Annotated in this window: 11 protein-coding genes; 7 read left to right on the top strand and 4 right to left on the bottom strand. The window is 49.6% G+C overall.

Annotation, left to right across the window (positions count from 1 at the left end):
* Positions 1-186: 186 nt before the first annotated feature.
* Positions 187-1,047 carry a restriction endonuclease gene (locus tag ABD892_RS03340; RefSeq protein ID WP_345193831.1) on the top strand — a complete coding sequence of 287 codons (861 nt, stop codon included), beginning with the start codon at positions 187-189 and terminating at the stop codon, positions 1,045-1,047.
* A gap of 52 nt (positions 1,048-1,099) precedes the next feature.
* Here ABD892_RS03340 and ABD892_RS03335 read toward each other — a convergent pair whose 3' ends face one another.
* Both ABD892_RS03335 and ABD892_RS03330 read right to left on the bottom strand, forming a co-directional pair.
* Positions 1,100-1,375 (bottom strand): cold shock domain-containing protein, encoded by a 276-nt coding sequence (locus tag ABD892_RS03335; RefSeq protein WP_345193829.1) that lies wholly within the window; start codon positions 1,373-1,375, stop codon positions 1,100-1,102.
* A gap of 113 nt (positions 1,376-1,488) precedes the next feature.
* Positions 1,489-1,770, bottom strand: a complete 282-nt coding sequence (locus tag ABD892_RS03330; RefSeq protein ID WP_345193827.1) for an HU family DNA-binding protein — start codon at positions 1,768-1,770, stop codon at positions 1,489-1,491.
* A gap of 178 nt (positions 1,771-1,948) precedes the next feature.
* Here ABD892_RS03330 and recD2 point away from each other — a divergent pair, with 178 nt between their 5' ends.
* The 6 genes from recD2 (at position 1,949) to ABD892_RS03300 (ending at position 7,116) form a co-directional block, all read left to right on the top strand.
* Entirely contained in the window at positions 1,949-4,153 is a 2,205-nt protein-coding gene (recD2, locus tag ABD892_RS03325) for an SF1B family DNA helicase RecD2 (RefSeq protein WP_345193825.1), read from the top strand.
* Positions 4,154-4,485: 332 nt separating this feature from the next.
* Positions 4,486-5,097, top strand: a complete 612-nt coding sequence (locus ABD892_RS03320) for an SEC-C metal-binding domain-containing protein (RefSeq protein WP_345193822.1) — start codon at positions 4,486-4,488, stop codon at positions 5,095-5,097.
* A gap of 155 nt (positions 5,098-5,252) precedes the next feature.
* On the top strand, positions 5,253-6,020 hold the full coding sequence (locus ABD892_RS03315) for a hypothetical protein (protein ID WP_345193820.1): 768 nt from the start codon (positions 5,253-5,255) through the stop codon (positions 6,018-6,020).
* A 428-nt stretch (positions 6,021-6,448) separates the two neighbouring features.
* Positions 6,449-6,625 carry a type II toxin-antitoxin system RelE/ParE family toxin gene (locus ABD892_RS03310; RefSeq protein WP_345193818.1) on the top strand — a complete coding sequence of 59 codons (177 nt, stop codon included), beginning with the start codon at positions 6,449-6,451 and terminating at the stop codon, positions 6,623-6,625.
* Positions 6,626-6,647: 22 nt separating this feature from the next.
* Positions 6,648-6,821 carry a type II toxin-antitoxin system RelE/ParE family toxin gene (locus ABD892_RS03305; protein WP_425559158.1) on the top strand — a complete coding sequence of 58 codons (174 nt, stop codon included), beginning with the start codon at positions 6,648-6,650 and terminating at the stop codon, positions 6,819-6,821.
* The gene (locus ABD892_RS03300) at positions 6,814-7,116 is read left to right on the top strand and encodes a helix-turn-helix domain-containing protein (protein ID WP_345193814.1); all 303 of its coding nucleotides are present in this window, start codon (positions 6,814-6,816) and stop codon (positions 7,114-7,116) included. Before ABD892_RS03305 ends, ABD892_RS03300 begins: the two co-directional genes overlap by 8 nt.
* A gap of 236 nt (positions 7,117-7,352) precedes the next feature.
* On the opposite strand, the gene ABD892_RS03295 is transcribed toward ABD892_RS03300, so the two are convergent.
* Both ABD892_RS03295 and ABD892_RS03290 read right to left on the bottom strand, forming a co-directional pair.
* Positions 7,353-7,643: a helix-turn-helix domain-containing protein gene (locus tag ABD892_RS03295; RefSeq protein WP_345193812.1), complete on the bottom strand. Its 291-nt coding sequence runs from the start codon at positions 7,641-7,643 to the stop codon at positions 7,353-7,355.
* Positions 7,624-8,007 carry a type II toxin-antitoxin system RelE/ParE family toxin gene (locus ABD892_RS03290; RefSeq protein WP_345193809.1) on the bottom strand — a complete coding sequence of 128 codons (384 nt, stop codon included), beginning with the start codon at positions 8,005-8,007 and terminating at the stop codon, positions 7,624-7,626. The genes ABD892_RS03295 and ABD892_RS03290 overlap by 20 nt, the downstream gene beginning before the upstream one ends.
* Positions 8,008-8,312: the final 305 nt, after the last annotated feature.

Below are 8,312 nucleotides of genomic sequence, written 5' to 3'. Positions count from 1 at the left end.
AAAGCGAAACTTTGTCAGTGTCGTAGCTCTGGCTTGTGCTTTTGTCTGGTTACCAATGTGAAACGTCAACAGCTCCTAGTTTTCCACAAAATGTCGACAACGGTTTGAGTGTCGCCAAGTAAGGCAGTAATAACACAAATACAGATGGATGTGTTTAAACCGTCCATCGGGAGACAAGAACCCGTTATGGCTCGCAGACAACCAACGCAGGCCAATGTGGCTACTGGATTGTTGGGATTTTTTGCGCTTCTCTTTGTGCTTGGCGCGATCGATGGTAACTATATTTTAAAACTGTTGTTAAGTATGAGTGTGGCTGTACTTGCTGCATTTCTATTGCTTGAGCGCCTTGGCAACAGCCATTCATTTACATCGACGAATTGGGGCGCTGACGATAGCAAATATCGTTATTCTGCTTCTGGTGGCAAACCAAGCTATACATTTCATCAACAGACTGTCGATGAGACGGCGCCAGCAGTATGGACGTTGAAGCTGCTACAGAGCATGGAGTGGCTAGTATTTGAACAGCTGGTGGCCTCCTATTTCAAAATGAGAGGAATGAAGGCTGAATTGACTGGGAGTGGCGCGGATGGCGGTGTAGATGTAAAGGTCACGACACAAACCACCCAGGCAAAGCGTCAAATCTATGTGCAATGTAAAGCTTGGTCGAAGCAGATGGTAGGTGTGAAGCCGGTCCGTGAGCTTTATGGTGTAATGATGGCAGATAAAGCGGACATGGGGATTTTGATAACCACCAGTACTTTTACGGAGGATTCTTTACGGTTTGCGAAGAACATCCCGTCACTCCGTCTTATTAATGGTGAGCAATTTCTTGCCTTGATGAAAAAGTTACCTGCAGATCAACAACAGGCACTGCTGACCCAGTTTATCCGTGGTGATTATAAAACACCGTCCTGTCCTAAATGCAGTATCAAGATGGTATCTCGGCGTAGCCAAAAGCGAGGGTTTGATGCGAAGCCATTTTGGGGGTGTCGAAACTTTCCCCGGTGCCGTCAGACCATGCAGATGAAAAGAGATCAGGCTGCGTAGGTTGTATTGTTGACTTGGCAGGGTGTGCTCTTACGAGCTTCGCTCAATTTATTCATTGAGCCTGCTCTGTTGTTTCATTACGCCTCAGAATCACATAATCCTCGCGGGTTTCATAGACCGGTATGACAACGGTGGCGAGAAAGCCTTTGTCTCCCCGTTCAATCAGGAATTGCACGGTCTGACCCGCCTTCAGGGTTTTGAACCCTTCCATCTGGATCACGCTGTAATGAATGAAAATATCTTCCTGGCGAGATTCCGAAACAGGGTTGATAAACCCCAGTCCTTTGGCGTTGCTGAACCATTTGACAGTGCCGGTCAGGTATTCCATTGCCTGAATTCCTGTTGTTTTTTTGAACAGGATACCGAGTCATGTCCGGGTAATGCAATAGTGTCTCAAAAACAGCGTCTTCAGCCCGAAGACGCCTGTCGTTCGGGAAAGAATTAACTCTTGTGGTTGACCGCTTCCTTGAGCATCTTGCCTGCTTTGAAAGAAGGAATTCTGGCTGCGGCAATCTGAATGGGCTGGCCGGTTTGCGGGTTACGTCCGGTGCGGGCAGCGCGTTCATTGACGCTGAACGTACCAAAGCCCGTCAGTTGAATGGCGTCGCCTTTGGCCAGGGCTTCCTGGATATTTTCAAGGGTGGCCTTGAGTGCACGTTCTGCCTGGGCCTTGGACAAATCAGCCTGCCGGGCCAGCAGTTCAATCAGTTGAGCCTTGTTCATGGGGTTCCTCGCGTTCGGTGGTTCTTTGCCGGTGTATGGTTATGGTTGCGTCCGGCGGCGACAGACTATGGCAGTGAACCACCTTAATTCAAGTGTTCACCCCTCGTTTTTACTGAATTTCCGGTCTGCCTGCTGCTAACATGGGCTAACACTGCCGTTAACCCTGTCATGAGCCCGTATGTACGCAACCAGTAACCCCGCCCACTCTTTCGACCGCACGAATGACCACCAGCCGGTTATACGACTGGAAGGCAGTATTGAACGGGTTACCTTTCACAGTGAGGAGAGCGGCTTCTTTGTTATCCGGGTCAAGTGCAAGGGACAACGCGATCTGGTAACCATGACGGGCAGTACACCATCGGTGACACCCGGTGAGTTTGTTGAAACGGCCGGTATATGGATCAATGATCCCAAGCATGGCGTACAGTTCAAGGTTCAGCACATCAAGACTGTGACGCCGACCACCCTGGAAGGCATTGAGAAATACCTGGGTTCCGGCATGGTAAAGGGTATTGGTCCGCACTTTGCCAAACGGCTGGTCAAAGCATTCGGCGAGGCGGTCTTCGACATCATTGAAGAAACCCCGGACCGGCTGACGGAGCTGGAGGGCATCGGTAAAAAACGACGGGAGAAGATTACCTCCGCCTGGTCGGAACAGAAGGTTGTCAGGGAGATCATGGTTTTTCTCCAGTCCCATGGTGTGGGCACGGCCCGTGCCGTCCGTATCTACAAAACCTATGGAGACCAGGCCGTCGCCAAGGTTCAGGAGAACCCTTACCGGCTGGCGCTGGATATACACGGCATCGGTTTCAAAACAGCGGACCAGCTGGCCATGCAGCTGGGCATTGACCGGGTTTCCCTGATTCGCGCCCAAGCCGGTGTCCGCCATGTGTTGCAGGAGTATTCCGGCGAAGGGCATTGCGCCCAGGCCTTTCAATCGCTGGTGGACGCCTCAGTCAAACTGCTGGAGATTCCGGAAGCCACCATCAAGCAGGCCATCCAGATGGAAATGGATGAAGAACGCCTGACACCCGAGACCATCAATGGCGAACCCTGCCTGTTTCTCACACCACTGTATCGTGCCGAACGGGGCGTGGCCAATCATGTGCTTCGTTTGTCGCAGGGGGAATCAGACTGGGCAGCAATAGATCTGGACAAGGCCATCCCGTGGGTGGAGGCGAAAAACAATATTCAGCTGTCGTCTTCGCAAAAAGAGTCTGTAGCGCTGGCCGTGCAAAAGAAATTCTGCATTATTACCGGTGGTCCCGGTGTGGGCAAAACAACGGTGGTCAACAGCATCCTGAAAATCATCGCCGCCAAACGCGCCCACGTTACACTCTGTGCACCCACGGGACGTGCAGCCAAGCGGCTGTCAGAATCCACCGGCCAGGAAGCCACCACCATTCACCGGCTGCTGGAGTTTGATCCCAAGGCATTCGATTTCAAGCGTAACGCCGACAATCCGCTGGAAACCGACCTGTTGGTCGTGGATGAATCCTCCATGGTCGATATTGTGCTGATGAACCAGCTGCTCAGGGCGGTGCCTGATAATGCCGCGGTGTTGCTGGTGGGTGATGTGGATCAGCTGCCCTCCGTCGGCCCGGGCTCGGTACTCAGCGACCTGATCGATGCAGGCAGTTTGCCGGTGGCGCGATTGACGGAAATTTTCCGGCAGGCGGCAACCTCGCAGATCATCACCGGCGCCCACGCCATCAACCGTGGACAACCACCCAGGCCAACCCGCAAAGGTGATGAGACAGATTTCTACTACCTGACCGTGGAAGAGCCGGAAGAACTGTTCAGCAAACTGATGGCCGTGGTCACCCGGCGATTGCCCGAACGGTTCGGTTGCGATCCGGTAAAAGACATCCAGGTGCTGGCCCCCATGAACCGTGGCGGACTGGGGGCAAGAAGCCTGAACGTGGCGCTTCAGGAAGCGCTGAATGCCGACGCTCATCCCAAGGTGACCCGGTTTGGCTGGACCTTTGCGCCGGGCGACAAGGTGATCCAGACCGTCAACAACTATGACAAGGAGGTATTCAATGGCGACATCGGTACCGTGACCGCCATTGATGTGGAAGAAGGGGAACTGATGATCCGCTTTGACGAGCGCGAGGTGAATTACCAGGTCAGCGAGCTGGATGAAGTCTCCCTCGCTTACGCTACGACCATCCATAAAAGCCAGGGATCGGAATACCCCTGTGTTGTCATTCCGATGGCCATGCAGCACTATACGCTGCTGGAACGCAACCTGCTCTATACTGGCGTCACCCGCGGCAAGCAGCTGGTGGTGTTGATCGGCCAGCCCAAGGCTGTGGGTATGGCGGCAAGAAACCGAAAATCTACGCGACGGTTGACTAACCTTCAGAGCCGATTAGGTTAACTTGCCCATTGCAGGTTGGAGGCATTTTAAGTTGTGCCGGTTTACTGTCGGCGGTGAGACACCCTATGTTGTTTTCTATTCCAAACCAAGTCGAGAATTTACCACTGGTCTGTAAGTTGCCACAGGAGGATGGAGGTGAACGCTCCTTTCCTGTGGGACTGTCATGCTGCGAAAACCCCTTGTGCGATTGCTCGGCGATGACGTTGGCTCTTTATGAGGAACCATTGAGCGATAAGCGACGACACACGATTACGCTGGATGTTGTTACACGGTGCCAGAAAGGTTCTGCCAAATCTGACGTTTCAGCGGTTTGTCGTCAAATGTACGAAAATATGACAGACGATGATTGGGTGTTGTTGAACAAGATCTATCTATCGCAGAAAACAGCCATCACCCAATGTGCGGATCTGGATGGTTTATCGCCAGATTTTCCTGTTCAAGAGATTGAAGAATCTTCATCCCTTATCTTTTATAACGAAATATTGCCGTTTCAGCCTGCAACGATTGTTGACTATCGGGATACCCGGTTGCAGGTGCTTGATATGTATTGCGTAAAGCGGTCATGCCATTGTCATCAAGTGCATTTGTTGATCGAGCCATTTGATGAGGCAAGTGGCGGGACTCAGGATGCAGATCGCCCACTTCATGTCGTAGTGGATCTTGGTCATGGCCACTATAAGGTCGAAGATCAAGGTCAGCTGGGCATTAAGCCTGAGGTGGTGATGCCGTTGGTATTCAAGTCTGCCGGGCTGAAGTTGTACAAGCAAAGATACCGGCAAATGAGACGCTGGAATAACGCATGTCAGGAACGGATGCGCTCGAAAGCTGGAGAGTCGTTGGATATAGGTGCGTTGCTCCCTCCGGTAGTGATGGTGAAAGCGAGCAGAAATGATCCATGTCCTTGTGGGAGTGGGAAGAAGTACAAGAAGTGCTGTCTGACTTGATTGTAAAATAGGGGTAGGGAATATGAGCAATAAGCATGTGAATAGCCCATCCTGGATGAATCCTGCCCAAAGGCGTACCCCAGTCACTCTGGGGTAACATGAATTACATGTTTAAAAATCTTCTGGTTATGGAATGCCCAATTGAGGTCAATTGAATGGATGTTTTGATATCAGCCACCAATGCTTTTTGCAAATACCTGAAGATAGATCTTGAAAGACTACCCAGTCCTGATGGCAAAAAAGTAGGTACCCAATCGATTCGAACCACACAAGATTGTATTGCCTGGCAAGTGCATGCTGTCAAACGGTACTGCACTGATGGCTACTTAATGTGGGATGTCATTGCGGTGGAGGCTCGTAGCCGTTATACCATGCTGTTTTCCAATCCTGGTTTTGAAGATTTAAAAGGATTTATTGACCGTTTCCTGCAATGCTGGGCAGAGCAGTGTGTTCATATGGCCATCGAATGTGGCGCTGTGACCGAAACCAGCACTCGGGATATGTTTGATCAATTCCTGGGTACGTCTATGAAACTGATGTTTTTCAAAAATACGGATTTGAGTGTGAATGGCCATGTCACCGACGCTGAGCAGTGGCTGCTACAGGCTTATGATCGGTATGACATAGATATTATGAACGAAGAGGAAGCATTCGGTCTGGGACGGCAAATCAACCAATTCCGAAAAAAGGCCAAACCTTATCCGGGAGCGAGAAATAAGGAGTCCTTTCTACCTATGTCACGCATGGTGGATGACTGGCTATACCGCTTTGCCAAAGGCCTCTCTGAGTGGGAGTACCCCGAGACCAAAAGCGGTGATTTTCCCAGCCCTTTTTTGTCCAGATTGATGGCTCCCACAAAGCTCAGTCTATCCGATAATGTTGTAAATCTGGATGAGGCGCGCCGGAAGAAACAGAGGGTATAGGTGAAAAAGTCTGTGAAATGGACATCCAGTTCTCAGTTCTATAACAATCAGTCATAGTCAGGCGTGTCCGCCCCGAACCATGAAATCACTGTTGCCCCTGTTACCCAGACAGCCATGGCTAACATTATCTGGCTGCGAAGCGTCACTATCTGGTCGTGAAATAAAACCGACGGCAGATCCGGCGGTGAGTGAAAATAGTGCCGGTAATTCAGCTTATCGGTATACAGGAGAGGTCAGGTAGGAGCTTCTACATGGCTATTATGATCGACTACTGGGGGCTCAGGGGTTGAGAGTCATTAATGGTTTCCTGTAACCATGTATTCTGATATTTCGGCCATCTCTCTGATAGAGAGGTGATCAACTAAGTTTTTTTCTCTATAATGTTGCACTAGGTGCTATATTTGTTGTCAAAAGGGTTGTCCTGAGCCGTGAGAGTCTTCAAAACCCGTTGGTTTCAGCGTTGGGCCAAGAAAGAGGGGCTTTCTGATAAAGTACTTATGGCTGCTGTCCAAGAGATGGAGCAGGGGCTGGTTGATGCCGACCTTGGCGGTTCGGTATATAAAAAGCGTGATTCCGCTAATGGGGAAGGGAAAGCGAGGAAGTAGCAGAACGCTTCTGGCTTTCAGGATGGGTGAGTGTGCCTTTTTCATCTTTGGATTTTCCAAGAATAAACAGGCCAATATTGATCAAAAAGAGGAACGGGCCATCAAGCTGCTGGCTCGTGAGTTTTTGGGGTATACAGAACATGCCCTGAAAAAGGCACTGGATGCCGGTGAATTAGTGGAGATCCCGTATGAGTGAGTTATTGAATGCAGTCCATGAGACCGCCAAAGGCTTATATGATGCAGGTGTTATGGATGCCACTACCATGCACGAGTTCGATGCTTTATGCCTGACGCCAGTGAAAGAGCTTGCACCGCAGCAAATCAAGCATTTGCGGCTGAAATGCAAGGCAAGCCAGTCAGTGTTTGCGGCATTTCTGAATGTCAGTCCATCGACAGTACAGAAGTGGGAAAGTGGTCAGAAGCGGCCAAACGGGCCGTCTCTTAAATTGTTGAACCTGGTGAGGGATAAAGGGCTAAATGTTCTAGCCTGATCATCGGAGATGGAAATAGAGAGCGGAAGCTCTTGCCCAGATAGCCGAATCATCACAACTGACAGGGACTCAACTGTAGAGAATAAATGGTTGCCTGCTACCCAACCACCTTTGGGTAACATGAATAGTATGTTCATACGGACCATTTTCGGTCACTGACAGCTGATTCCAGATCGGTTTTCTCTCCTAGGAATCAGTGCCTGTAAATGATGTTGCCAGCAGTGTATTTTCCTTTCTCAAGCGGGAGAGAAGGATATGTTGAGCTTGTGACCGGTGGCTTTGGCATATTTTTTCAGCATGCCGAGACTTGGAAGGGTTTTGCTGTTTGCGCTTTCAAGTCGGCAAATGCTTGTTTTTTGGGTGCCTATTGCCTTGGCGACTTCTTCCTGGGTCATTCCTGCCTCTTGGCGCATACGAATGAGTTCGCGGCGCAGGCCAAAGAATTCTTCGCGCTCTGCTAAAGCTTTCTGAACATCTTCGTTGGCCAGAGCATTTTTCCGGTACTGTTTATAACTTAACTTTGCCACTTTTCACCTCCTTCAAACGCTGGTAGCCAAGTTCTAGATCTTTCTTGGGCGTTTTCTGTGATTTCTTTTGAAATACATGCAGGATCACAACCTTGTTTTCTTTTATTGAGCAGAATAATCCACGCCCCTGTCCCTCTGATCCATGGGCTCTGATTTCATATAATCCTTTTCCCATTGATTTCGTATGTGGCTCACCAAGTGCCGGACCATATATCCCAACCTGATCAAGCAGGTCAATAAAATCAGCCTGAATGCCTGCGGGAAGATTTTCCATAGCTCTCATGACCTTCTCACTGTAAAAGTGGATGTCCCATAGTGCTTTTTTCATAGATAGCAGGTTAGCAATAATGTTAACCTGTTGCAAGAGAAATTCCTTATGTACACAGGATTCCCACCGACAAGAGGGGTCTATAAATTGAAAAATTGAAATTAGATATATGTGGGTGATGTTTATATTGCTAAAGGTTTTGTAGAAAGTGAATGCATCCCTGTTACCCAACCACCTTTGGGTAACATGAATAGTATGTTCATACGGACAATTCGGTCACTGATAGCTGATTCCAGAACGGTTTTCACGCCTAGGAATCAGTTGCGTATTCTGGCACAACTTGAACACCGATTCTGGTAACTCTTGAACACCCATTCTGGTAAGTCTTGAACACTGATTCT

Source organism: Kistimonas scapharcae (genome assembly GCF_039540975.1).
Lineage (GTDB): Bacteria > Pseudomonadota > Gammaproteobacteria > Pseudomonadales > Endozoicomonadaceae > Kistimonas > Kistimonas scapharcae.
This window is presented reverse-complemented; position numbering and strand designations above follow the sequence as displayed.

What these genes read in the sequence shown, in the direction of transcription:
- ABD892_RS03340 (WP_345193831.1), top strand. Translation starts at nt 187, where the DNA reads ATGGCTCGCAGACAACCAACGCAGGCCAATGTGGCTACTGGATTGTTG.
- recD2 (WP_345193825.1), top strand. Translation starts at nt 1,949, where the DNA reads ATGTACGCAACCAGTAACCCCGCCCACTCTTTCGACCGCACGAATGAC.
- ABD892_RS03320 (WP_345193822.1), top strand. Translation starts at nt 4,486, where the DNA reads ATGACAGACGATGATTGGGTGTTGTTGAACAAGATCTATCTATCGCAG.
- ABD892_RS03300 (WP_345193814.1), top strand. Translation starts at nt 6,814, where the DNA reads ATGAGTGAGTTATTGAATGCAGTCCATGAGACCGCCAAAGGCTTATAT.
- ABD892_RS03315 (WP_345193820.1), top strand. Translation starts at nt 5,253, where the DNA reads ATGGATGTTTTGATATCAGCCACCAATGCTTTTTGCAAATACCTGAAG.
- ABD892_RS03335 (WP_345193829.1), bottom strand. Translation starts at nt 1,375, where the DNA reads ATGGAATACCTGACCGGCACTGTCAAATGGTTCAGCAACGCCAAAGGA.
- ABD892_RS03330 (WP_345193827.1), bottom strand. Translation starts at nt 1,770, where the DNA reads ATGAACAAGGCTCAACTGATTGAACTGCTGGCCCGGCAGGCTGATTTG.
- ABD892_RS03305 (WP_425559158.1), top strand. Translation starts at nt 6,648, where the DNA reads ATGGGTGAGTGTGCCTTTTTCATCTTTGGATTTTCCAAGAATAAACAG.